21 protein-coding genes are annotated in these 24,205 nt (G+C 64.7%); 19 read left to right on the top strand and 2 right to left on the bottom strand.

The features are described 5' to 3' along the window. The first annotated feature begins 17 nt into the window (after positions 1-17). The 7 genes from ACV959_RS06980 (at position 18) to ACV959_RS06950 (ending at position 10,034) form a co-directional block, all read left to right on the top strand. Positions 18-2,012, top strand: coding sequence for a conjugal transfer protein TraG (locus tag ACV959_RS06980; protein ID WP_475739172.1), 1,995 nt, complete (start codon positions 18-20; stop codon positions 2,010-2,012). A 9-nt stretch (positions 2,013-2,021) separates the two neighbouring features. Continuing rightward, complete coding sequence (locus ACV959_RS06975; protein ID WP_475739171.1) at positions 2,022-2,453, top strand: ribbon-helix-helix protein, CopG family; 432 nt, start codon at positions 2,022-2,024, stop codon at positions 2,451-2,453. Positions 2,454-3,153: 700 nt separating this feature from the next. Further along, a complete protein-coding gene (locus ACV959_RS06970) occupies positions 3,154-3,546 on the top strand; it encodes a FixH family protein (RefSeq protein ID WP_475739170.1) in 393 nt (130 codons plus the stop codon). Further along, complete coding sequence (locus ACV959_RS06965) at positions 3,543-4,778, top strand: TolC family protein (protein ID WP_475739169.1); 1,236 nt, start codon at positions 3,543-3,545, stop codon at positions 4,776-4,778. Before ACV959_RS06970 ends, ACV959_RS06965 begins: the two co-directional genes overlap by 4 nt. Then, complete coding sequence (locus tag ACV959_RS06960; protein WP_475739168.1) at positions 4,775-6,145, top strand: efflux RND transporter periplasmic adaptor subunit; 1,371 nt, start codon at positions 4,775-4,777, stop codon at positions 6,143-6,145. The genes ACV959_RS06965 and ACV959_RS06960 overlap by 4 nt, the downstream gene beginning before the upstream one ends. Next, positions 6,142-9,294, top strand: a complete 3,153-nt coding sequence (locus tag ACV959_RS06955) for an efflux RND transporter permease subunit (RefSeq protein WP_475739167.1) — start codon at positions 6,142-6,144, stop codon at positions 9,292-9,294. The genes ACV959_RS06960 and ACV959_RS06955 overlap by 4 nt, the downstream gene beginning before the upstream one ends. A gap of 509 nt (positions 9,295-9,803) precedes the next feature. After that, a complete protein-coding gene (locus ACV959_RS06950) occupies positions 9,804-10,034 on the top strand; it encodes a hypothetical protein (protein ID WP_475739166.1) in 231 nt (76 codons plus the stop codon). Between the two features lie 121 nt (positions 10,035-10,155). Here the strand turns inward: ACV959_RS06950 and ACV959_RS06945 are convergent, their stop codons facing one another. After that, complete coding sequence (locus ACV959_RS06945; protein ID WP_475739165.1) at positions 10,156-12,444, bottom strand: copper-transporting P-type ATPase; 2,289 nt, start codon at positions 12,442-12,444, stop codon at positions 10,156-10,158. A 427-nt stretch (positions 12,445-12,871) separates the two neighbouring features. Between ACV959_RS06945 and trbB the strand changes: the two genes are divergently transcribed. The 12 genes from trbB (at position 12,872) to ACV959_RS06885 (ending at position 22,760) form a co-directional block, all read left to right on the top strand. Then, complete coding sequence (gene trbB, locus ACV959_RS06940; RefSeq protein WP_475739610.1) at positions 12,872-13,810, top strand: P-type conjugative transfer ATPase TrbB; 939 nt, start codon at positions 12,872-12,874, stop codon at positions 13,808-13,810. Continuing rightward, a complete protein-coding gene (locus ACV959_RS06935) occupies positions 13,803-14,141 on the top strand; it encodes a TrbC/VirB2 family type IV secretion system protein (RefSeq protein ID WP_475739164.1) in 339 nt (112 codons plus the stop codon). The genes trbB and ACV959_RS06935 overlap by 8 nt, the downstream gene beginning before the upstream one ends. After that, positions 14,141-14,425: a VirB3 family type IV secretion system protein gene (locus ACV959_RS06930; RefSeq protein WP_475739163.1), complete on the top strand. Its 285-nt coding sequence runs from the start codon at positions 14,141-14,143 to the stop codon at positions 14,423-14,425. Before ACV959_RS06935 ends, ACV959_RS06930 begins: the two co-directional genes overlap by 1 nt. Positions 14,426-14,437: 12 nt before the next feature. Then, positions 14,438-16,873, top strand: coding sequence for a conjugal transfer protein TrbE (gene trbE / locus ACV959_RS06925; protein WP_475739162.1), 2,436 nt, complete (start codon positions 14,438-14,440; stop codon positions 16,871-16,873). Then, positions 16,870-17,604 (top strand): P-type conjugative transfer protein TrbJ, encoded by a 735-nt coding sequence (gene trbJ / locus ACV959_RS06920; protein ID WP_475739161.1) that lies wholly within the window; start codon positions 16,870-16,872, stop codon positions 17,602-17,604. Before trbE ends, trbJ begins: the two co-directional genes overlap by 4 nt. Before the next feature lie 14 nt (positions 17,605-17,618). After that, positions 17,619-17,996: a putative entry exclusion protein TrbK-alt gene (gene trbK-alt, locus ACV959_RS06915; RefSeq protein WP_475739160.1), complete on the top strand. Its 378-nt coding sequence runs from the start codon at positions 17,619-17,621 to the stop codon at positions 17,994-17,996. 4 nt (positions 17,997-18,000) lie between these two features. Then, the gene (trbL, locus tag ACV959_RS06910) at positions 18,001-19,254 is read left to right on the top strand and encodes a P-type conjugative transfer protein TrbL (RefSeq protein WP_475739159.1); all 1,254 of its coding nucleotides are present in this window, start codon (positions 18,001-18,003) and stop codon (positions 19,252-19,254) included. Beyond that, complete coding sequence (trbF, locus tag ACV959_RS06905) at positions 19,254-19,937, top strand: conjugal transfer protein TrbF (RefSeq protein WP_475739158.1); 684 nt, start codon at positions 19,254-19,256, stop codon at positions 19,935-19,937. The genes trbL and trbF overlap by 1 nt, the downstream gene beginning before the upstream one ends. Further along, complete coding sequence (gene trbG, locus ACV959_RS06900) at positions 19,934-20,929, top strand: P-type conjugative transfer protein TrbG (protein WP_475739157.1); 996 nt, start codon at positions 19,934-19,936, stop codon at positions 20,927-20,929. The genes trbF and trbG overlap by 4 nt, the downstream gene beginning before the upstream one ends. Then, positions 20,926-22,140 (top strand): TraB/TrbI/VirB10 family type IV secretion system protein, encoded by a 1,215-nt coding sequence (locus ACV959_RS06895; protein WP_475739156.1) that lies wholly within the window; start codon positions 20,926-20,928, stop codon positions 22,138-22,140. Before trbG ends, ACV959_RS06895 begins: the two co-directional genes overlap by 4 nt. After that, positions 22,137-22,349 (top strand): DUF2274 domain-containing protein, encoded by a 213-nt coding sequence (locus ACV959_RS06890; protein ID WP_475739155.1) that lies wholly within the window; start codon positions 22,137-22,139, stop codon positions 22,347-22,349. Before ACV959_RS06895 ends, ACV959_RS06890 begins: the two co-directional genes overlap by 4 nt. A 126-nt stretch (positions 22,350-22,475) precedes the next feature. Then, entirely contained in the window at positions 22,476-22,760 is a 285-nt protein-coding gene (locus tag ACV959_RS06885; RefSeq protein WP_475739154.1) for a helix-turn-helix transcriptional regulator, read from the top strand. Here ACV959_RS06885 and ACV959_RS06880 read toward each other — a convergent pair. Beyond that, positions 22,726-23,982 (bottom strand): tyrosine-type recombinase/integrase, encoded by a 1,257-nt coding sequence (locus tag ACV959_RS06880; protein WP_475739153.1) that lies wholly within the window; start codon positions 23,980-23,982, stop codon positions 22,726-22,728. The genes ACV959_RS06885 and ACV959_RS06880 overlap by 35 nt on opposite strands. Between the last annotated feature and the right edge of the window lie 223 nt (positions 23,983-24,205).

Here is a 24,205-nt window from a genome sequence, read left to right as displayed (position 1 = left end):
CCCCACAAGCTGGCGCCATGTCCGCCACCCGCATCCTCTGGGGCCAGATCTTCATCGTCTGCGCCATCGTGCTCGCGACCACATGGGGAGCCACTCAATGGACGGCGTGGCGCTTGGCGTACCAGCCGGAGCTCGGGCCACCCTGGATGTTGTTCGGAGAGTGGCGTCTCTATCCGCCCCCGGCCTTCTTCTGGTGGTGGTATCACTTCGACGCCTATGCGCCGGATGTGTTCGTCGAGGGCGCGGTCATCGCCGCCTCGGGCGGCTTCGCCGCCATCGCCGCCGCCATCGCCATGTCCGTGCATCGCGCGCGCGAAGCGCAAAATGTCATCACCTATGGCTCGGCGCGCTGGGCGACGCCGGAAGAAGTCGAAGCGGCGGGGCTGCTTGGGCCTGATGGTGTGGTGCTCGGGAGATTGCAGGAGCGTTATCTGCGTCATGCCGGCCCCGAACACGTCCTCTGCTTCGCGCCCACCCGCTCCGGCAAGGGCGTCGGGCTTGTCGTTCCGACGCTGCTCACCTGGCCGGGTTCCGTCATCGTCCATGACATCAAGGGCGAGAACTGGTCCCTGACCGCCGGCTGGCGCGCGCGCTTCGGCCGTGTGCTGCTCTTCGATCCGACCAACGCCGAGTCTTCCGCTTATAACCCCCTGCTCGAAGTTCGGCGCGGCCCCGCCGAGGTGCGGGACGTTCAGAATGTCGCCGACATTCTAGTCGACCCAGAAGGCGCCCTCGAGCGTCGCAATCATTGGGAGAAAACGAGCCACTCGCTTCTGGTCGGCGCCATCCTCCATATCCTCTACGCCGAGGCTGATAAGACGCTCGCCGGCGTCGCCAACTTCCTCTCCGATCCCAGGCGCCCAATCGAGACGACGCTGCGGGCCATGATGACGACGCGCCACCTTGGCGAGGCTGGCCCGCACCCCGTGGTCGCATCGACCGCGCGCGAGCTCCTCAACAAATCCGAGAACGAGCGCTCCGGCGTTCTCTCGACCGCCATGTCCTTTCTTGGGCTCTATCGAGACCCTGTCGTCGCCGAGGTCACACGGCGCTGCGACTGGCGCATCGCCGATCTCGTCACTGCCGAGAAACCCGCGACGCTATACCTCGTCGTGCCGCCCTCCGACATCTCCCGAACCAAGCCGCTGGTGCGCCTGATCCTCAACCAGATCGGACGGCGGCTGACGGAAGAGCTGGAGTCGAAGCAGCGGCGCCATCGGCTGCTGCTCATGCTCGACGAGTTCCCCGCGTTAGGGCGGCTCGACTTCTTCGAGTCGGCGCTCGCCTTCATGGCCGGCTACGGCCTCAAAAGCTTCCTCATCGCCCAGTCGCTCAACCAGATCGAGAAGGCCTATGGCCCCAACAACGCCATCCTCGACAATTGCCACGTCCGCGTGTCCTTCGCGACCAATGACGAACGCACGGCGAAGCGCGTTTCGGACGCTCTCGGAACCGCAACGGAAATGCGCGCCATGAAGAACTATGCCGGCCATCGGTTGAGCCCGTGGCTCGGGCACCTGATGGTCTCGCGTCAGGAGACAGCGCGGGCGCTGTTGACGCCGGGCGAGGTCATGCAGTTGCCGCCGATCGACGAAATCATCCTCGTATCTGGGCTGCCGCCGATCCGCGCCAAGAAGGCGCGCTACTATAAAGATCGCCGGTTGCAGGGGCGGATAACGCCGCCGCCGAAGCGCCCGGTAGTCGACGATGGACGATCGGATTTGGATTCCGCCGCCTCCAATGTGAGGGACGATTGGTCTGCCTTGCCGCTGCCCAAGCGCGAAACCCTTTCCGACGAAGATCCCGCAAATGGTGGCATCCGCCGAGAACCCCAGCTCCCCGAGCACGAGGACATCGCGCCACTAGAACCGACCCTGACCCCACCGCTCGAAGCTTTCGTCGCCGACGAGTCGGATGACGACGAAGCGATCAAGGCCCGCCTCCTCCGCAGTCAGGGTCGCGCACTCGCCCGCCAGGCGGCGCTCGATCCCGACGACGGCATCGCTTTATGAGGCGGCCACATGTCGGTTAAGCAGCGCCTCTCCGTCTATCTCGACGCCGACATGATGGCGCGGCTGGAAAATCTCGCCGCGAAAGAGCGCGTCGCCAAGTCGTCGATCGCCGAGGCGGCGATCATTTCTTTCCTGACGGCCGACGACGCAAATCGATGGGAGGCGGCCTTCACGCGGCGACTCGACCGGCTCACTCGTTCCGTCGATCGCGTGGAGCGCGACCTCGAATTCTCGGTCGAGGCGCTGGCGCTTTACATCCGCGCTTGGCTCACGGCGACGCCAGCCCTGCCCGACGGTGCACAAGCAGCGGCACAGGCGAAAGGACGAGAGCGGTACGAAAGCTTCATCGAGGCTTTGGGAAGGAGGCTGGCTAGGGGGCAGCGACTGGCGAAGGAGGTCGCGGAGGAGGTCCAGGCTAATGTCAGCGACGGGAACTCTTAAAAGTTCACGCATCGTCGGGGGCTCTCTCGGGATGAATGAACATTTTTGCGATGGTCCGCTCGTGACCCTGGTCGTGTGAAAACGCCGCACCCAATTCGACTTCGGTTGAAAATGGCCGCTCTCCAAAGGATCGAAGCAAGCACGCATTGCTTTCTTGCGGCCGGAACCCCGCCATGCTATCAATGAGGCGGAGACCGCAATGAAGCTTCGCTGGCTGCGCCTTATCATCTCCGTGATGGTCGTCTTCGCCGCCCTGTCAGGGGCGGCCTTGAGCTCGGCTGCGTCCTCGGCCCATGACTGCGCGTCCATGTCGATCATGGACGATTGCCCGGACCATGCTGGCGATCACGCGACCGCGCCTCGGCACTGCGACTCACTTGTTTGCGGTGCTCTCCAGCTCACACCTCCCCAAGCCGAGACGTCGATCACCCCGACAGCGGTCGGTTCAGTCCGGCCTATTGTCGACGACGCAGCGAATCCAGGGCTCTCGGCGCCGCCCGACCTTCGCCCTCCCATTCTCTGAGGCCTTGACTGGCGTGCGCTCCCTCGAGGCGCGCCTTCTGCGGCGACTGACGGCTAGTGGCGTCCATCAGAGACGGCCGCGCCATCACGCGCCCTTCCTCCATCCTTACGTCTCAACGCTCCTCCGGGGCCGCCATGCGCGTGGCGAGGCTTGCGCACGGCGTGAGAGAGAATTCAGATGCAGTGCAAATTTCTGCGGCTTGTCGGCGGAATGGTTTTGGTCACGCTTGGCAGTGGACACGCGCGCGCGGCCATCGACGACTACGCCTTCGAACTGGTGCAGACGCATATCAAGAAGGGTTTGAGCACGGTTGATGTTCGGCTCATCCATAGGCCAGACGGCCGGGCGGTTGGCGACGCAGTCATCTTCGCAACGCGTCTCGACATGGCCCCGGACGACATGGAATCGATGACGAGTGCGATCGAACTGGCGCAAAGTCCCGGGCCGGGACTCTACCGGTTCAAGATCGACCTGACAGACGAGGGGCGCTGGCGCATCTCCATCGCGGCGAAGATACAGGGCGAGACCGAGACGCTCCAAAGCCGGCTGATCTTGAAGGCGACGCCATGAGACGATTCCCTCTCATATTCTTGGTCTGTGCGGCGGAAAGTCTTTCCCCCGTCCCTGCCTCGGCGGCGGAGCGCAGCCAACCGGGGACGACCGTCGAGAGCGTCTTGGCCCTCGCCAAGCGGCTGAGCCCCGAATTGCGGGCGTCCGTTCTCGAGGCGGACGCAGCCTCGCAGCGCGTCGGCGCCGCCGGCGTTCAGCCCGACCCCACCGTCACGCTGCAAGCCTGGGACGTGAACGGCAAAGGCGTCGGCCAGACCTGGATCGGCGCGGAGCAGACCTTCAGGCTGTGGGGAAAGACCGACCTGGAAAAGGGAATCGCCCATGCCGACGCCGACGTGGCGAGGCGCCAGAGCGAAGCGACGGAGGTCGATCTCGTCGCCCGTGTGAAGGCGGCCTACGCCCAATACGGCGCGGCCCAGCGGGCGCTGGAACTGTCGAAATCTCTCAAGCAGCGCGTCGATCAGCTCCTCGAGCTTCTGAGGCTGCGCTACGGCGCGAGTTCGGTCGATCAGCAGGAAGTCATCAAGGCGGAACTCGAGGCCGCGAACGCCGCTGCGGACGTCGCCCGTCGTGAGGGCGAGGCCAAATCCGTTGCGGCGCGGTTGAATGCGTTAATTGGCAGGAGCGCGAACGCGCCGCTCGCCGCCGCCAAGGGCTTCCCGGCGTTGAAGACGAAACTGTCGCTTGCGGGCGTGCAGGAGCTCGCGCGGTCCTCGAACCCGCAACTCGCGGCGACGCATGCGCAAGTGCGTTCGGCCACGGGGACGAAAGCTTTGACCGATCTGAACTACTATCCGGACGTCACCATCGGCGCAAATCTGGTGCAACCGCGGAACGGCGAAACGAGCGGCATGTTTCTTCTCGGCGTCAAGGTGCCGCTGCAATATGAGGCCAAGGACGCCGAACAGCGCGCAGCGAGCGCCAGCCTCGGGGCGGCGCAGGCCCGCAACGACGCGGTCCGCATCCGCCTCGATGGCGAGGTCGCCGAAGCGTGGTACCGGCTCGAGGCCATCCGCAAGGCGATCCGGATCTTCGAGCAACGCCAGTTGCCGCCCGCGAAGCTCTCCGTCGAGACGGCGCGCAGCGGCTTCGACGCGGGATCGACGCCGCTAGCAACACTTCTCGAATCCGAACGGCGCCTGCGCGCCGTCGAACTGGAGCTTCTCACCCTGCGGGTCGAGGAGCAGAGCAGATATGCGGATCTCGAACGCCTTGCGGGAGGCGCGCTATGAGGCGCGCGAAACTCATCGCCGCTGCTGTCCTCGCCGTGACGGCCCTGGGCGGCGGTCTGCTGCTGTGGCGCGCCAGGGCGCCGGCGCCAACGCCCGCGATCCATGCGCATGGAACCGGGCCGATCATCTATTACCGCGATCCGGACGGGCCCTTCTATTCGGACGCGCCGAAGAAGAACGCGTCGGGCAAGGACTACGTCGCCGTCCGCGCCAGCGAGGACGTCTCTTTCGAGGACAAGCCGCCGGAAGTCGCTGAGCCGCAGCCGTCCGGCCGGCGCATCCGCTATTACCGCAATCCGATGGGCCTGCCCGACACGTCGCCGGTTCCGAAGAAGGACTCCATGGGGATGGATTATGTCCCCGTCTATGAGGACGATTCACAAGACGCATCGACGATCACGATCAGCCCCGGCAAGTTGCAGAAGACCGGCGTGCGATCCGAGCCCGTCACGCTTCGCATCTTGACCGTTCCCGTCCGCGCCGCGGGGCGCGTGGATTTCGATCCGCGCCGCACCTCGGTCGTCGCGTTGCGCTTCGAGGGTTTCATCGAATCCGTCGAGAAGGTCGCGGAGGGCGATTATGTGCGCAAGGGCCAGCCGCTCATGCGGGTCTACGGCCCCGACCTCTCCAGCGCCGCGGCGGAATATGTGGCCGTGCTCAATGCGCGCTCAGCAGCGCGGGTCGAGGGCGCGCGCCGGCGTCTCGTCAATCTCGGCCTCGATAGCGCGAGCATCGCCGCGATTGCGCGCAGCCGCCGCGTCCCCCGCGTGATTGATTGGCCCGCCCCGCAGGACGGCCATGTCATCGAACGCACGGCGCTGGCCGGCATGCGCGCGGCGCCCGGCGAGACGCTGTTTCGCATCGTCGACCACAGCGTCGTGTGGATTCTCGCGGATATTCCGGAGCGCGACGTCGAGGCCGTGGCGCCGGGGCAGACCGCGGTCATCCGCGCGCGCTCCTATCCCGACCATCCGTTCAAGGGCCGCGTCGCGCTCATCTATCCGCATCTGAACATGGAGACGCGCACGGCGCGGGTGCGCATCGAGCTGCCGAACCCCGAAGGCCGCCTGCTCGGCGACATGTTCGCCGACGTCGAGATCGAAGCGGGCGGAAGGGAGAAGGTTCTCGCCGCGCCGGAGAGCGCCATCATCGACGCCGGCAAGCGTCAGGTCGTGATCCTCGACAAGGGCGAGGGCCGCTTCGAGCCGCGCGAGGTGAAGACCGGCCGGCGCGGCGAGGGCTATGCGGAAATCACGAGCGGACTCTCGGAGGGCGACAAGGTCGTGACCTCGGCCAACTTCCTCATCGACGCGGAGAGCAATCTCAAGGCGGCGTTGCAGTCTCTGGATCAGGGAGCCCCAAAATGATCGGGCGCCTCATTGCATGGTCGGCGCGCAATCTGGTGCTGGTCTTCTTCGGGACGGCGTTCGCCGTCGCCGCTGGCCTTTATGCGCTGCGGACCCTGCCGCTCGACGCCATTCCCGATCTCTCCGACGTGCAGGCGATCGTCTACACGGAATATCCCGGCCAGGCGCCGCAAGTGGTCGAGGATCAAGTCACCTATCCGCTGGCGAGCGCCATGCTCACCGTCCCACGCTCGAAAGTGGTGCGCGGCTTCTCCTTCTTCGGCGTCTCCTTCGTCTATGTGATTTTCGAGGACGGCGTCGACATCTACTGGGCGCGCTCGCGAGTCCTCGAATATCTCAGCTCGGCGACCAAGCGCCTGCCCGCGGGCGCGACGCCCGTGCTCGGCCCCGACGCCACGGGCGTCGGCTGGGTCTATCAATATGCGCTCGTCGCCAAGGAGATGACGCTCGCCGAATTGCGGTCCCTGCAGGACTGGACGCTGCGCTACGGCCTCGCCAAGGCGGAGGGCGTGGCCGAAGTCGCGAGCGCCGGCGGCTTCGTGAAGCAGTACAACATTGTCGTCGACCCGAACCGGCTGCGCGCGCTCAACATCCCCTTGTCGCGCATTCGCGAGGCGGTCCGCGCCAACAACGCCGATGTCGGGGGCCGCACCGTCGAGCTTTCCGAATTCGAATTCATCGTGCGCGGGCGCGGCTATCTGAAGGGCGTCGGCGATCTCGAAAATATCGTGCTGCGTGCGGGAGGGGGAACGCCGCTGCTCCTGAAGGACGTGGCGCATATCGAGCTCGGCCCGGACGAACGCCGCGGCATCACCGAACTCAATGGCGAGGGCGAGGTCGCGAGCGGCATTGCGCTCCAGCGTTACGGCGCCAACGCCCTGACGGTGATCGACAACGTCAAGGCGGCCCTCGCGCAGATCGCCCCGAGCCTGCCGAAAGGCGTCGAGATCGTTCCCGTCTATGACCGCTCCGAGCTGATCCATGCGGCGATCGAGACGCTGCGCGGGACGCTTGTCGAAGAGAGCCTCATCGTCGCGCTTGTTTGCGTCGTCTTTCTTCTGCACTTTCGCAGCGCGCTCGTCGCCATCCTCATGCTGCCGGTCGGCGTGCTGATGGCCTTCGCCGCCATGAAGGCGCTCGGCCTCGGCTCGAACATCATGAGCCTGGGGGGCATCGCCATCGCCATCGGCGCCATGGTCGACGCCGCGATCGTGATGATCGAGAACGCGCATAAGCGGCTCGAACGCGCGTCGCCCGACCAATCGCGGGTCGAAATCCTCACCGACGCGGCGACGGAGGTCGGGCCGGCGCTCTTCTTCAGCCTGCTCGTCATCACCGTTTCCTTCCTGCCGATCTTCACGCTCGAGTCGCAGGAGGGCCGGCTGTTCAGCCCCCTCGCCTACACCAAGACCTTCTCCATGGCGGCGGCGGCGCTGTTGTCGGTCACGCTGGTTCCGGCGTTGATGATCGTCTTCGTGCGCGGCCATATCGTCTCCGAGGCGCGCAATCCGATCAATCGCGCCTTGATCTGGGCCTACCGGCCCGTCATCCGCCTGGTGATGCGCGCCAAGATTCCAACCATTCTTCTCGCGATCGCGGCGCTCGCCGTCACCATCCTGCCGGCGCGCCAGCTCGGTTCGGAATTCATGCCCGCGCTGAACGAGGGCGCGCTGCTCTACATGCCGACGACGCTCCCGGGCCTCTCCGTGACCAAGGCGGCGCAACTCCTGCAAACGCAGGACCGCATCATCAAATCCTTCCCCGAGGTGAAATCCGCTTACGGCAAGGCGGGCCGCGCCTCGACCGCCACGGACCCCGCGCCGCTCGAAATGTTCGAGACCGTCATCGCCCTCAAGCCAAAGGGCGAATGGCGTCCCGGCGTGACCATCGACAGCCTCGTCGCCGAAATGGACGCCGCGCTGCAATTTCCCGGCGTCTCCAACGCCTGGACCATGCCGATCCGCAACCGCATCGACATGCTCGCGACCGGCATCCGCACGCCCGTGGGCGTCAAGATCATGGGGCGCGATCTCGCCCAGCTCGAAGGACTTGCGCGTCAGGTCGAGAAGGTCGTGAAGGGCGTGCGCGGCGCGTCGTCAGCCTACGCCGAGCGCGTCATGGGCGGCTATTATCTCGACATCGCGCCCGATCGTTTGGCGCTCGCGCGTTATGGCCTGATGATCGACGACGTGCAGTCGACGATCGCCATGGCGCTTGGCGGGGAGACGGTGACGACCACCGTTGAAGGCCGCGAACGCTATGGCGTGAACATCCGCTATCCGCGCGACTTTCGATCGAGCCCGAGGTCGATTGCGAGTGACGTGCTGATCCAGCTTCCCGGCGGCGGGACGATACCGCTGGGCGAGGTCGCGAAAGTGGAGCTCGTTCGCGGCCCGACCTCGATCCGAACAGAGAATGGACAGCTTGCGGTCTATCTCTTCGTGGACATCAGGGAGCGCGACATTGGCGGCTTCGTCACGGAAGCGCAAAAGGCCGTGGCTGAAGCGATCGAATTTCCGCCGGGCGCCTACGCGGTCTGGAGCGGGCAATATGAATATCTCGAACGGGCGCAGGCGCGCATGAAGATCGTGGTTCCGGTCACGCTCTTCATCATCTTTCTACTGCTCTACCTCAACTTCCGCAGGATCACCGAGACGCTCATCGTCATGTTGTCGCTGCCCTTCGCGCTCGTCGGCGGCGTCTGGCTGATGTGGCTGATGAATTTCAACATGTCGGTCGCCGTCGGCGTCGGCTTCATCGCGCTTGCTGGCGTCGCGGCGGAGACGGGCGTCATCATGCTCATCTATCTCGACGCCGCGATGCGCGAGGTCGCGGAGAAGCGCGCCGCCGAGGGGCGGGTCTTCACAAAGTCCGATGTCCGCGAGGCGATCATGCTCGGCGCGGTCGAGCGCGTGCGGCCCAAGATGATGACAGTCATCGCCATCATGGCCGGGCTCGTGCCGATCCTGTGGAGCACGGGCGCCGGCTCCGAAGTCATGCAACGCATCGCCGTGCCGATGATCGGCGGCATGGTGTCGTCCACGCTGCTGACGCTCGTGGTCATCCCAGCGATCTACGCCCTGGTGAAGGGCGTCGGTTTGCCCGAAGCGTCGACAGTTCAGCCTGTGCTCGCGAAACATTCGGAATGATGCGGTCAAACGCCGCGGAGCCTTGTGGCAGGTCCGGCCGAAACATATCTCGTGGTTCAAGGAGACTGCCGATGGCGTGGGCCCGCATCGTTATCTGTGCCTTGTTCATGTGGGCGTCCAACATCGGAGTCGTCGCCGCATTCGATGCGGTGCACGGAACTGCCGTGCACTGCTTCCAAATGGTCTCGCATGACTGCGTCCTGGGTAGCCCTGATGGTGCCCCGCCCACCGGAGCTTGTTCCTCGCTCGCTTGTAACTTTGCCCTTCAAATTCCGGTCTGTTGTTCGCTTGTGGCGCATACCCGTCTGACGCTCGATTTGCCGATGCCGATCGACCTTCCCATGGAGGGATTGTCTATTTCTCCAGACCTTCGCCCGCCTATATTTCAATTGGCCAATAGCGAAGATTTGCAAGGGGCTTAAGTCCTCTGCAAGGACCACTCAGCAACTGCTGGAGGCGCGTCGCGTTAGCCAGCATAAGTAAAGTCACTGAGATACTGGAGATAAAAAATGTCGAAGAACGCAATCATGGCCGCCGCCTTCCTTTTCGCTGCAACGCTTCCGGCAATTGCACAGAGTGATGCGCAGCGGGAGGAGAACCGGCGGCACAGCGCGATGCAGCACATCGGCGGACATTGGCGGCACGGGCACCGTGACTGGAGCCAGCAAGAGGGTCGTCACGTTCACAATGTCTGCTGGGACTGGGACGCGGCTCAGGGCTGGGTCTGGGTTTGTCGTTGACAGGAATGACAACCCGAGTTTCCGGTAAACGCGAACCATAGAAGGCCTTCAGAAGAAAACAGGGCTCGCCGGTAAATTCGGCGGGCCCTTACTAATCTCGAGTATGGAACGTCTTTCGGATCTACGAGGCACCCGGGTACGGCGGCATTTCAAGCAGCTTGGCCGGCTCGATTTCGGCCTGGCGCAGGCGCAGCGAGTTGGCGACGACGCTGACCGATGACAGGGCCATTGCCGCAGCGGCGATCGTCGGCGAAAGAAGCAGGCCGAATGCGGGATAGAGCGCCCCCGCCGCCAGCGGCACCCCCGCCGCGTTGTAGATAAAAGCAAAGAACAGGTTCTGACGGATGTTCCGCATTGTTGCGCGCGACAGCCGGCGCCCGCGCACAATGCCGCGAAGGTCTCCCTTGAGCAGCGTCACGCCGGCGCTCTCTATCGCCACGTCGGTCCCGGTTCCCATGGCGATGCCGACATCCGCCGCCGCGAGCGCAGGCGCGTCGTTCACACCATCGCCCGCCATGGCGACGATACGCCCAGCCTCGCGCAAGCGGGCAACCACCTTGCTCTTGTCCTCAGGCAGAATTTCGGCCTCGACCTCACTGATTCCCAGCCGCTTCGCGACGGCGCGCGCGGAGGTCCAATTATCGCCGGTGAGCATGACGACCGAGACGCCCGCGTCACGGAGCGCTTGCAGCGCGTCCGGCGTCGTCTCCTTGATGGGGTCCGCGATGGCGATGATCCCCGCAGCTTGGTGGTCGATCGCGACGAATATAGCCGTAGCGCCATCTTCCCGCAGCCGTTCTGCATCACCATCGAGCGCGCTCGTCTCGATGCCGGTTTCGGCCAGAAAGCGCCGGTTGCCGATGACGATGGATTGCGCGCCGATGCGTCCCGTGACGCCCTTCCCGACAGGAGAGTCGAACTCCGAGGTTTCTCTCAGAGGAAGCCCTCGCGAATGCGCGGCTTCGACGATCGCATGCGCCAAGGGATGCTCGCTCGACCGCTCCAGGCTCGCCGCGAAGGTGAGCAATTCGTCTTCGCTCACACCTTCGACAGCACGAATAGCGGTGACCTTTGGCTTGCCTTCCGTCAGCGTCCCGGTCTTGTCGACGACTAGCGTGTCGATCTTCTCCAGGCGCTCCAGAGCTTCGGCGTTCTTGATGAGCACGCCATGCTGCGCGCCGCGCCCGACGCCCACCATGACGGACATCGGCGTGGCGAGGCCGAGTGCACAGGGGCAGGCGATGATCAGCACCGAAACGGCGGCGATGAGGCCATAGCTCATGCGAGGCTCCGGCCCCCAGACCGCCCACGCTGCGAAGGCGAGAATGGCGACGAGGATGACCACCGGCACGAACCAGCCGGAAACCTGATCGGCGAGCCGCTGAATGGGCGCGTGGCTGCGCTGGGCCGAGGCGACCATGTCGACGATGCGCGACAGCATGGTGTCCGCGCCGACGCGGTCCGCCTGCATGATGAACCCGCCGGTCTGGTTGAGCGTGCCGCCGATGACCTTGTCGCCGACGCTCTTCGTCACTGGCATGGACTCACCGGTGACCATCGACTCGTCGACCGAGCTGCGGCCTTCGAGAAGCGCGCCGTCGACCGGAACTTTCTCGCCCGGACGGACGCGCAACCGATCGCCGACAAGCACCTCTTCCAGCGCCACCTCTTCGTCGGACCCATCCTCCTTCACGCGCTTGGCAGTAACCGGCGCAAGATCGAGGAGCGCACGGATCGCGCCGCCCGTCTGCTCGCGGGCGCGCAGTTCGAGGACCTGGCCGAGGAGGACCAGGACGGTAATGACCGCCGCCGCCTCGAAATAGATCGGCACCGAACCATCCGCACTGCGAAATGCCGCCGGAAACAGCGACGGCGCAAAAGTGGCGACCACGCTGTAGACCCATGCGACGCCCGTGCCCATGGCGATTAGCGTGAACATGTTCAGATTGCGGGTGACAAGCGATTGCGCGCCCCGCACGAAGAAGGGCCAGCCGCACCATAGGACCACCGGGGTGGCGAGAAGGAACTGCGCCCAGTTTGATAGCTGCGGCTGAAAGTAATGGTGGAGACCAAGGAAGTGGCCGCCCATCTCCAGAACGAACACCGGGACAGTCAGCGCCAACCCGATCCAGAAGCGGCGCGTCATGTCGATGAGCTCAGCGTTCGGCGTCTCTTCCGTCGTCGTGACGAGCGGTTCGAGCGTCATGCCACAGATCGGGCAATTTCCGGGGCCGACCTGCCGGATCTGCGGATGCATCGGGCAGGTGTAGATGCCCCCCTCCACCGCTCTGCGAGCAGGCCGCTTCAGGTCCGCCCGATTGGGGGCCTCCGCCGTCAGCGCATGATGGTGACCCTGATGCGCGTGTTGACGCTCATGCCCGGGATGAGGGTGGTCATGCTCGTGACTCATATTCATTCCTCCCGGCTGTGTGGCGATTGCTCAACTAGGCTTTCAGGTTCATTTTGTGGGAAACGGTGAAGGTTTGGCTCGGTGGTGGTTCCAAATTGCTTTCCTTCCAAACGCGACCAGCAATCGCTGCCAACGTGAGCCATGCTGGATAATGACCGCTTCTGGTGCAAGGATACTCGATCGCGCTCACCAAATAAGGCGCACGTACTCGATCGTTTTACCGACCCGGCTAAGGGATTAACTCCCCCCTTTTCTTGTCATTGCACGCCACAGCCCTACGCCCCCGAATGACTTGTTGCATCCCATCCGGTCACGCCTTTCTTAATCGATCCCGGCTTCGAACCGCCATCTTGCGGTTCCACGACAACCGGGGACAAAATTGCGCTCTCAAAACGACAACGCCGAAGCGCTCTCGCGCAGCGCCCGCATGTTGCACACGGCGCTCGGCGCAGAGATCGCAGGTTGGCTCGACGATGCGAGCGTGGTCGAGATCATGCTCAATCCCGATGGGCGGCTTTGGCTCGATCGACTGACGAGCGGGCTCGAGGACACGGGCTCACGGCTTTCGGCGGAGGACGGCGAGCGCATCATCCGGCTCGTCGCTCATCATGTCGGCGCCGAGGTGCATGCGGGGGCGCCGCGCGTTTCGGCGGAGTTGCCGGAAACAGGCGAGCGCTTCGAGGGTGTGCTGCCGCCCGTCGTTTATGCGCCGGCCTTCGCCATTCGAAAGCCTGCCGTCGCGGTGTTCTCGCTCGACGATTACGTCGCAACCGGCGTCATAGCGAAAAATCAGGCGGCCATCCTTCGCGCCTCAGTCGCTGAACGCAAGAACATCCTCGTCGCTGGCGGCACGTCCACCGGCAAGACGACGCTCTCCAACGCCCTGCTCGCCGAGATCGCCAAGACCTCCGACCGCGTCGTGCTGATCGAGGATACGCGCGAGCTGCAATGCGCCACGCCCAATCTCGTATCGCTGCGGACCAAAGACGGCGTCGCCTCGCTCTCCGACCTGGTCCGCTCGTCGCTCCGGCTTCGGCCCGACCGCATCCCGATCGGCGAAGTGCGCGGGGCCGAGGCGCTCGATCTGCTCAAGGCCTGGGGCACAGGACATCCCGGCGGCGTCGGCACAATTCACGCTGGATCGGCGCTTGGAGCGCTCCGACGTCTCGAACAGCTCATCCAGGAAGCCGTCGTTACTGTCCCTCGCGCGCTGATCGCCGAGACGATCCAGATCATCGCCGTTCTGGCTGGCCGCGGAAGGGACCGGCGGTTGATCGAACTCGCCGCCGTTCAGGGCCTCGACTCATACGGCGACTACGCGCTCGTCGACCTCACCTCCGTCACCTTTGGAGACGTTCATGAATAGGTTTCCTACCCGCAACCGGTTGCGCGCTCGCATTTATCTTGAGCTTTCCTTCCTGATCTCGGCCGCCGCACTTTCCACGCCGGCGTTCGCCGCCGGCTCCAACATGCCCTGGGAGCAGCCGCTCCAGCAGATCCTGCAATCGATTGAGGGCCCCGTCGCCAAGATCATCGCGGTGATCATCATCATCACGACCGGCCTGACGCTCGCTTTCGGCGACACGTCGGGCGGCTTCCGGCGGCTGGTGCAGATCGTCTTCGGGCTCTCGATCGCCTTCGCCGCCTCGAGCTTCTTTCTGTCCTTCTTCTCCTTCGGCGGCGGAGCGTTGATCTGATGGAGAACGATACTCTTCCGATCGACGGCGCCATCCCAGGTTTCCGCGTTCCTGTCCGCCGGGCGCTCACCGAGCCGATCTTTCTTGGCGGCGCGCCGCGTTCCATCGCCATCCTGAACGGCACGCTCGCCGCCGCGCTCGGCCTCGGCCTGCGGCTGTGGCTCGCCGGCCTCGCCTTCTGGGCCGTCGCGCAATTCGCGGCGGCCTGGGCGGCCAAGCGCGATCCCGACTTCGTCGAAGTCGTGCGCCGGCATTTGCGCTACCCCGCGCATTTCGGGGTGTGAGGAGAAGCGGGAATGCTGAACCTCGCCGAATATCGCAAGAAGCCGCAAAGCCTTGCCGATTTCCTGCCTTGGGCAGCGCTGGTCGCGCCGGGCGTCGTCCTCAACAAAGATGGCTCGTTGCAGCGAAGCGCGCGCTTTCGCGGTCCAGATCTCGAAAGCGCCACCCAAGCCGAACTCGTCGGCGTCGCGGCGCGGCTCAACAATGCGCTCCGGCGCCTGGGATCCGGCTGGGCGATCTTCTTCGAAGCGCAGCGCAATCCCGCGCAGGATTATCCGGCGAGTTCCTTCCCCGATCCCGTCGCCGCCCTCATCGACGAAGAGCGCCGCGCCCAGTTCGAAGAGGAAGGGGCGCATTTCGAGAGCGGCTATTTTCTCTCGCTCGTTTATTTGCCGCCCGAAGACGAGGCGGCGGGCGCCGAGAGCTGGCTCTATGAAGGGCGCTCTGCCGAAGGCGCGCCCACCGCCGTTCTCGCTAGCTTCATCGACCGAACCGACCGGCTCTTGCAGCTCATCGACGGCTTTGCGCCAGAGGCCGAATGGCTCTCGGATAGCGAGACACTGACCTATCTCCATTCCTGCGTCTCGACCAAACGCCACAAGGTCCGCGTTCCCGAGACGCCCATGCATCTCGACGCGATCCTCGCCGACGAGGCGCTCACCGGCGGCCTCGAGCCACGACTCGGACGCGCGCATCTGCGCATTCTCACTATCATGGGCTTCCCCTCGTCGACCCATCCCGGAATCCTCGACGAGCTCAATCGCCTTGCCTTTCCCTATCGCTGGTCGACAAGGGCAATCACGCTCGACAAGACGGACGCTACGAAGGTCGTCACCCGCATCCGCCGGCAATGGTTCGCCAAGCGCAAATCGATCCTGGCGATCCTGAAGGAGGTGATGACCAATGAGTCCTCCGTCCTTCTCGACACCGACGCCCATAACAAGGCGCTCGACGCCGACGCCGCGCTGCAGGATCTAGGCTCCGATTTGATCGGTGAAGCCTATGTGACGGCGACGATTACCGTCTGGGACGAGGATGCCCGCCTCGCCGACGAGAAGCTGCGGCTCGCGGAAAAGGTCATCCAGGGCCGCGACTTCACGTCAATGGTCGAGACGGTGAACGCCATCGAGGCCTGGCTTGGCTCGCTTCCGGGTCATGTCTACGCCAATGTCCGTCAGCCGCCGATCTCGACGATCAATCTCGCTCATATGATCCCGATCTCAGCAGTCTGGGCGGGGCCGCTGACGGACGCGCATCTTGAGGCGCCGCCGCTGTTCTTTGGCCGGACCGAAGGCTCGACGCCCTTCCGCTTCTCGCTCCATGTCGGCGACGTCGGCCATACGCTCGTCATCGGCCCCACCGGCGCGGGCAAGAGCGTGCTGCTGTCTCTCATGGCGCTGCAATTCCGCCGCTACTCGCGCTCTCGGATTTTTGTGTTCGATTTCGGGGGATCGGCCCGGGCGGCGACTCTCGCCATGGGCGGCAGCTGGCATGATCTCGGCGGCGCGCTCTCGGTAGAGACAACCGATCCCGTCGCCTTGCAGCCCCTCGCCGCGGTCGACGATCCCGTGGAGCGTGGCTGGGCCGCCGATTGGATCGCCTCCATCCTCGCCCGCGAGAATGTCGCCGTCACGCCGGAGGTCAAAGAGCATCTTTGGTCGGCGCTCTCGTCCCTCGCCTCCGCGCCGATCGAGGAACGCACGCTCACCGGCCTCTCCGTTCTCCTGCAATCCAATCCGCTCAAACGCGCGCTCAAGCCGTTTTGCCTCGGCGGCCCGCATGGACGGCTTCTCGATTCCGATGCGGAGGTTCTGGGCGCCGCCGACGTCCAGTGTTTCGAGACGGACGGGCTGATCGGCTCCGCGGCCGCGCCTGCCGTCCTCTCCTATCTCTTTCACCGCATCGAAGGCCGGCTCGACGGCGCGCCCGCGCTCCTCGTCATCGACGAAGGCTGGCTCGCCCTCGACGATCCGGGCTTCGCCGCGCAACTGCGCGAATGGCTCAAGACGCTGAGGAAGAAGAACGCCTCCGTCATCTTCGCCACCCAGTCGCTCGCCGATATCGAGACGAGCCCAATCGCGCCCGCAATCGTCGAGAGCTGCCCGACCCGGATTTTTCTCCCCAACGAGCGCGCGATCGAGCCGCTGATCCTGTCGATCTATCGCCGCTTCGGTCTCAACGACCGGCAGATCGAGATCATCGCGCGGGCGACGCCCAAGCGCGACTATTACTGCCAGTCGCGGCGCGGCAATCGGCTCTTCGAATTGGGGCTTGGTCCCGTGGCGCTGGCCCTCTGCGCCGCGTCTTCGAAGACCGATCAAAAACTCATCTCCGAGGTTTCAGCTGCCGCCGGGCGTGAGGGCTTTGGGCGCGCCTGGTTGTCCGCGCGCGGCCTCGACTGGGCCGCCGAACTTCTGCCTACCCCAACCGATCTGGAGACATCGTCATGACCCGCATTCGTCGCCTCGCAGCCGCGAGCGCCTTCGCTCTGTCGCTGGCTTTCCTCAGCGATCCTGTCTCGGCGCAATTCGTTGTGTTCGATCCGACCAATTACGCCCAGAACGTCCTGACCGCGGCGAACACGCTGCAGCAGATCTACAATCAGGTCACGAGCCTCCAGAACGAGGCGCGGATGCTGATCAATCAGGGAAGGAACCTTGCGAACCTTCCCTATTCCTCTCTGCAGACGATCCAGCAGTCGATCTCCCAGACTCAGCAGTTGCTCCGCGAGGCTCAGCGCATCGCCTATGACGTGCAGCAAATCGATCAGGCCTTTTCGACGCAGTACGGCCCCGTCAATTCGTCGATGAGTTCCGCGAGCCTTGTCGATGGAGCGCGGCAGCGCTGGCAAAATTCCTTGTCCGCCTTACAGGACGCCATGCGCGTTCAGGCCGGGATCGTTCAGTCCATCGACACGGCCCGTTCCGAAGCCGGCGCGCTCATCTCGTCGAGCCAGTCCGCGCTCGGCGCGCTTCAGGCGTCACAGGCCGGCAATCAGCTCTTAGCGCTCCAAAGCAAACAGCTCGCGGATGTGACGGCGCTCCTCGCCTCGCAAGGGCGCGCCCAGTCGCTCGAACTCGCACGCAACGCCGAAGCCCAGGAACAGGCGCGCGAGCAGATGCGTCGCTTTGTTGCGCCCGGCCAGGCCTACCAGCCAGGCAATGTCGCGATGTTTCATTGAGCGAGGGCGATGTCATGAACTGGAGAGAATGGTTCGCGCCCGAGAATGTCGGCTTTGTCGCCGTTGGGATCGTCATCGGCGCGATCGCGCTCATCGGCGTCGAATCCGCCTGCGACGCCGATGTCGCGGCGCGGACGAAACCGGCGTCGCTCTCGCCCATCGGGGCGTCGTCGAAAGAGCCCGCCATCGATCCAGAGCTTCTGCGCTGCGCCCAGCTCCCGATCGAAGAAGCCGACGATCCCGCCTGCAAGGCGCTCTGGGCAAAGGAACGCAAGAGGTTTCTCGGGAATGGCGAGCCAGTCCAACCCGCCGAGCATCTCATCGATATGTACCCGTCGCATCGCTCGCCCGCCGACGGCGCGTCGCCGAAGCCGGCGCGCAAGGGCGAGTAGCGCCATGGGCGGCACCGGCGTCATCGATCGTTTCCTCGAGACCTTCACCCGCTATATCGACTCCGGCTTCGGCCTGCTCGGCGGCGAGGTGGGGTTTCTGGCGACGACGCTGGTCGTCATCGACGTCACCCTCGCCGCGCTCTTCTGGAGCATGGGGCCCGACGAAGACATCATCGCCCGCTTGGTGAAGAAGACCCTGTTCGTCGGCGTCTTCGCTTACCTCATCGGCAATTGGAACAATCTCGCCCGCATCGTCTTCGAGAGCTTCTCGGGCCTCGGCCTCAAGGCCGCCGGCGCGGGGCTCTCAGCCGCCGACTTCCTGCGGCCCGGCCGCGTCGCCCAGGTCGGGATCGACGCCGGCCGGCCAATGCTCGATTCTCTTTCGCAGCTTCTGGGCTATGTCTCCTTCTTCGAGAACGTCATCCAGATCGCCATCCTCCTCATAGCCTGGCTCATCGTTCTCTTGAGCTTTTTCATTCTGGCGATCCAGCTCTTCGTCACGCTGATCGAATTCAAGCTGACGACCCTCGCCGGTTTCGTCCTCATTCCCTTCGGCCTCTTCGGCAAGACCGCCTTTCTCGCCGAACGCGTCCTCGGCAATGTCGTCTCCTCCGGCGTGAAGGTTCTTGTGCTCGCCGTCATCGTCGGCATCGGCTCGACGCTCGTTGCGCAATTCACGCAAGGGTTCGCAAGTCAGCCCACCGTTGATGACGCCATGGCGCTGGTGCTCGCCGCCCTTTCCCTTCTCGGTCTCGGAATCTTCGGGCCCGGCATCGCCAATGGGGTCGTCTCGGGCGGTCCGCAGCTTGGCGCCGGCGCCGTCGTCGGTACCGGGCTTGTCGCAGGCGGCGCGGCGGTCGCCGGCTATGGCGCCCTGCGTCTTGCGGGCGGGACGCTCTCGGGCCTCGCCGGAAGGAGCGAGACGCAGGCCGCGGCGACATTGCCGCCCTCGCGGGGGCCGCAACCGCCCGGCGGCGGCGCGCCCCCTTCCGCGCCCCCCGGCGGTTCTGGCGGCGGCTCTGCGGGCTCGACTGCGCGACCATTCGCTTCAGCGGGCGCCGCGTCGGCCCCTCCGCCTGATGGCGGCGTCTCTTCAGGCGCTGGAGCCTCTCAAGTCGCCTCCGGCGAACCCGCTTGGGCAACGCGCCTGAAGCGCTCCCAATCCATCTCGCACGGCGTCTCAATCGCCGCCCACGCCCTTCGCTCCGGCGACGCCCATGGCGGCGGCGCCTCCGTCAATCTCTCCGAGGCCCGCTGATGTTCAAACGAGCTTCCGTCCGCTACGGGCGCACGCCCGAACCCGAAACGCCCTACCAGAAAGCCGCACAGGTCTGGGACGAGCGCATTGGCTCCGCCCGCGTGCAGGCGAAGAACTGGCGGCTGATCGCCTTCGGCAATCTCTTCCTCGCGGGCGGTCTCGCCGTCGCCCTCATCTGGCAGAATGCGCGCGGCTCGGTCGTTCCCTGGGTCGTTCAGATCGATAGATTCGGCGAGGCGCAGGCTGTCGCCCCCGCTATCGCCGATTATCGGCCGACGGATCCCCAAATCGCCTGGCATCTCGCCCGCTTTGTCGAGCACGTCCGCTCGATCCCGGCCGACCCCATCGTCGTGCGTCAGAACTGGCTCAAGGCCTATGATTTCGTCACCGACAAGGGCGCGCTGGCGCTGAACGACTACGCCCGGGCGAACGATCCCTTCGGCAAGGTCGGCCAGGTCCAGATCGCCGTCGACGTCGCGAGCGTCATTCGCGCTTCGGACGATTCCTTCCGCGTCGCCTGGACGGAACGCCGCTACGAGAACGCCAGCCTCGCTTCGACTGAGCGCTGGACCGCAATTCTCACCATCATCGTTCAGCCGCCCCGCGACGCCGAGCGCCTGCGCAAGAACCCGCTCGGCCTTTTCATTCACGCCATCAACTGGTCGAAGGAGCTTGGGCAATGACGCCATTGTCGCTTCGGGCTTTCATGAGCCTCACTCTCTCGTCGTCTTTGCTCACCGCCTGTTCGAGCTTCAAGCCGCCCGAGATCGCCTATGACGATCTGCCCGTCCCCGCGAGCCTGCAGAGCGATCCGCCCGGCCCGGTCAAGATCGTTGAAATCCCGAAGATCCTGCCGCTGCCCGGCCAGCTCAAATCCCTTTCACAGGGCAAACGCGAGCGCCCAGAGCCCCTCGATCCAAAAGCCCGCATCGAACAGGCCAACGCCGCCGCGCGCATGGAGCCGCGCCGCGCCGGCTATATCAACGCCGTCCAGATCTATCCCTTCACCGAAGGCGCGCTCTATCAGGTCTATGCCGCGCCGGGCGAGATCACCGACATCGCGCTGCAGGATGGCGAGCAGCTCGTCGGCTCCGGCCCCGTCGCCGCCGGCGACACGGTGCGCTGGATCATCGGCGACACGGAGAGCGGCGCGGGGGCCGCCCGCAAGACCCACATCATGGTCAAGCCGACTCGCGCCGACCTGATGACCAATCTCGTCATCAACACCGACCGGCGCACCTATCATCTCGAACTGCGTTCCACCGAGAAGACCTATATGGCCTCGGTCTCCTGGCAATATCCGCAGGACGAACTCATCGCGCTGCGCCGGCAGAACGCCGCCGCCGAGGCCGCCGCGCCGGTCGATGTCGGCCTCGATCTCGCCCGGCTCAATTTCCGCTACGCGATCGAGGGCGACGCCGCGCCCTGGCGGCCGTTGCGCGCCTTCGATGATGGCCGCAAGGTCTATATCGAATTCCCACGCGGCATCTCTCAGGGTGAGATGCCGCCGCTCTTCGTCACCGGCGCCTCGGGCGACAGCCAGCTCGTCAATTACCGCGTGCGCGGCAATCACATGATCGTCGACCGGCTCTTCGCCGCCGCGGAACTGCGCTTCGGTTCCGACGACCAGAAGATCGTCCGCATTGTGCGCAGCGATGGAAGGTCCGCCATATGAGCGGGTCGGAGCACGAGAAGAAGCTGGCGGAGGAGCTGCGCCTTCGCCCCGAGCGGCCGCCAGTGACGCGCCTGTCGCGCCGCGTGCTGATCGCGCTCGCAGGCATCTCCTCCGCCGCGCTTCTCGGCATGACCATCTGGGCGTTGCAGGCGCGCTCGCGCTCCGGCCCCGCGCCGGAGCTCATCAATACCGAAGCCAAGGCGACGCCCGATGGCCTTGCGGCCTTGCCACGTGACTACGCGGGCCTGCCGAAGAATGTCCCCAAGCTCGGCCCGCCGCTCCCGGGCGATCTCGGCCGTCCGATCCTCGCGGCCCAAGGGCAACTGCCGCCGACTGGTCCTGATCCCGAGCAACAGCGCATCGGCCAGGAGCGCGAGGCGGCGCGGACCGCGAAACTCTTTGCGACCACGAACGTCCGCGAGCGGCCGTCGAGCAATGCCGAGGGCGCTCAAAGACCGACGGTTGATCCAGGCGTCCACGCATCGGCGCCTCCAACTGAGCCAGCGCCAATCGATCCCCCCGACGTCCAGAACATGCAGGATCGCAAGCTCGCTTTCGTCAACGCGCCAGCCGATCGACGCACCGTCAGCCCCGATCGCCTCGCCGCGCCCGCATCGCGCTATGTCCTGCAGGCCGGCGCCGTCATTCCCGCCGCGCTCGTCACCGGCATCCACTCCGATCTTCCCGGCCAGATCACCGCGCAAGTCACCGAGACCGTCTATGACAGCCCTACCGGGCGCTTTCTACTTATCCCACAGGGCGCCAAGCTCGTCGGCGTCTACGACTCGCAGATTGCCTTCGGCCAATCGCGCGTGCTCCTCGTCTGGAGCCGTCTCATTTTCCCCGACGGGCGCTCCATCGTCCTCGAACGCCAACCCGGCGCCGACGCCGCCGGCTATTCGGGCCTCGAAGACGGTATCGATCATCATTGGCTCCGCCTCGCCGGCGCCGCCGCGCTCTCCACCATTCTCGGCGTCGGAACGCAGCTCGGAACGACCGGCGACGAAAACGCCCTCATTCAGGCGCTGCGCCGCGGCGGCGCGCAAAGCCTCAATCAGACCGGACAGCAGATCGTCGGGCGGAATCTCAATATCCAGCCGACGCTCACCATTCGGCCCGGAATTCCGGTCCGGGTGATCGTCACCCGTGATCTCGTCCTCACGCCTTATCTGGAGTTCGGCGATGTCGCCGCACCAGGAAGCAAGCCATGACCAAGCTGAAACTCTCCGCGGTCGAAGATGAAAAGCCAGTGAAAGTCACCGTCACGCTGTCCGCTGCGCTTCATCGGAATTTGGTCGCTTATGCTGAAATTCTCGCAAGCGCCTCCGGCAATACTGTCGAACCGGAAAAGCTCATCGCGCCTATGTTGGAGCGGTTCATCGCGAGCGATCGAGCGTTCAAGAAGGCCCGTCGATCCTAAGCGGATAACTAGCCTCGCCGATTTGCACGCCAGAGCCCGAAATTGCCGCAAGCTATTCTTAAGGGACTTCCAGCACCGACACCTATCGTTCTCAATTCCCAGCAGCAGCCGAGAAGGAGATCGAGCATGCGCCAGAGCGATACTTTGGAGATCAGGAAGACCATCAGACGGCACCAACTGCGAGAGATGGTCCCCCTCGCAGACAGCACGATTTACGAAATGGAGCAGCGCGGTGAGTTTCCTCGGCGCTTTGCGCTGTCGCCTCGCTGTATCGTCTGGGATCTCTCCGAGGTTCACGCTTGGTTATTGGCGCGGCGCGCAACTCCGATCCGTCGAGCGCAGCATCCGGACGTCTCCAAGCGCAAGTCCCGGCCTGTCAAAGCGCGGGATCGAGTGCAACAAGGGGCATAGAGGGAGGTAGAAGCGTCGGAACATGTTTCCGACCCTCAACCCAGGCATCAACGATGTCAGCCCATTCCTGCATCATGTGCCGACGTTGAACCTCATACTCTGCCTTGTTATAGACGCCGCGTGATGAGCGCCCGTCCTCGTGCGCCAGGCACTTTTCGATCCAGTCGCGGTTGAAGCCCAGCTCGTTGAGCAGCGTCGACCCCGTGCGCCGCAGATCGTGGACGGTGAACGGCTCCAGCGGCAGCCCCTCCTTCTTGGCCTGTTCGACGACGGCGTAGGTTATCCGGTTGAAGGTCGCGCGCGACATCGGCGCGTCCGCATCGTATCGGGACGGCAGCAGGTACCGTGAGTTCCCGGCGCAGGTCTTGAGCGCGATCATGATATCGAGCGTCTGCCGGCACAGGTAAACGTTGTGCGGCTTCGATCGCTTCATACGCTCCTTCGGGATCGTCCAGACGGCATTGTCGAAATCGACTTCGTCCCAAACTGCGTCCTGCAGCTCGCTCTTCCGGACCATGGTCAGGAGGTAGAGCTTCATGCCGAGGCGGATCGTTGGCAGCGTGGCAACATGCTCGAGCTGCTTGAGCATGATGCGGATCTCGGTCGCCGAGAGCGCACGGTCTTTGGGTGCGAAGGTGGCGATCGAGGCCGGACCGACGTCATCGGCCGGGTTTGCGACCTTCTCGCCGTGGAGAATGGCGAAGCCGTAGATCTGCTTCAGGATATCCCGCACATGGATCGCCGTCGCCGGTGCGCCCCGTTCTACGATCTTCGCGCAATGGGCGCGAAGGTCATCGGGCGTGATCTCGGTCAGCAAACGGTTCCGCCAGACTGGCATAAGCTCCCGCTCAAAAATCGAGCGGCGCATCGCGCGCGTGCTGTCAGCCATTGGCGCGTTGACCAGCCACTTCTCCCCGAACTCGCCGAAACTCTTGGCTTCCTTGATCCGGCGCTTTTCCCGCTGCTTCTCGATGGCGGGGGACCGCCCCTCTGCGATCGCCCGGCGCGCGTCCAGGCATAGTTCGCGAGCCCGGGCGAGCGAGATCCCGTCTCGGGCGTACTTGCCGAGATAGACGGTCTCCCGCCTGCCGTTCAGCCGGTAGTCGAGCCTGAAGGAGATGGCGCCAGACGGTGCCACGCGCACATACATGCCGTCACGGTCGGTCACCTTGAACATTTTCTCTCTAGGTTTCAGAGCCTTGAGCGCTGCATCGGTTAACATGCGTAGCCACCTCGCGAAAAGTACCGTCACGCAGTTTTCGGAGGCTCGTGTCGGTGAAAACCGATTACTACTCAGTGTGTTAGATCAAAAAAAGTACCGTCACGGGCCTCATTTGCCGTGACGGTACTTTCGATTTTCTGGTTGATCAATGGGGGCGAGGTCCGTCAGCGAGGCCGCCAGATGCGATTCACGCCCACCGATAGCCCCCGATAGGTATCGGCAG

It is taken from the genome of Methylocystis sp. Se48 (assembly GCF_056269425.1).
This window is presented reverse-complemented; position numbering and strand designations above follow the sequence as displayed.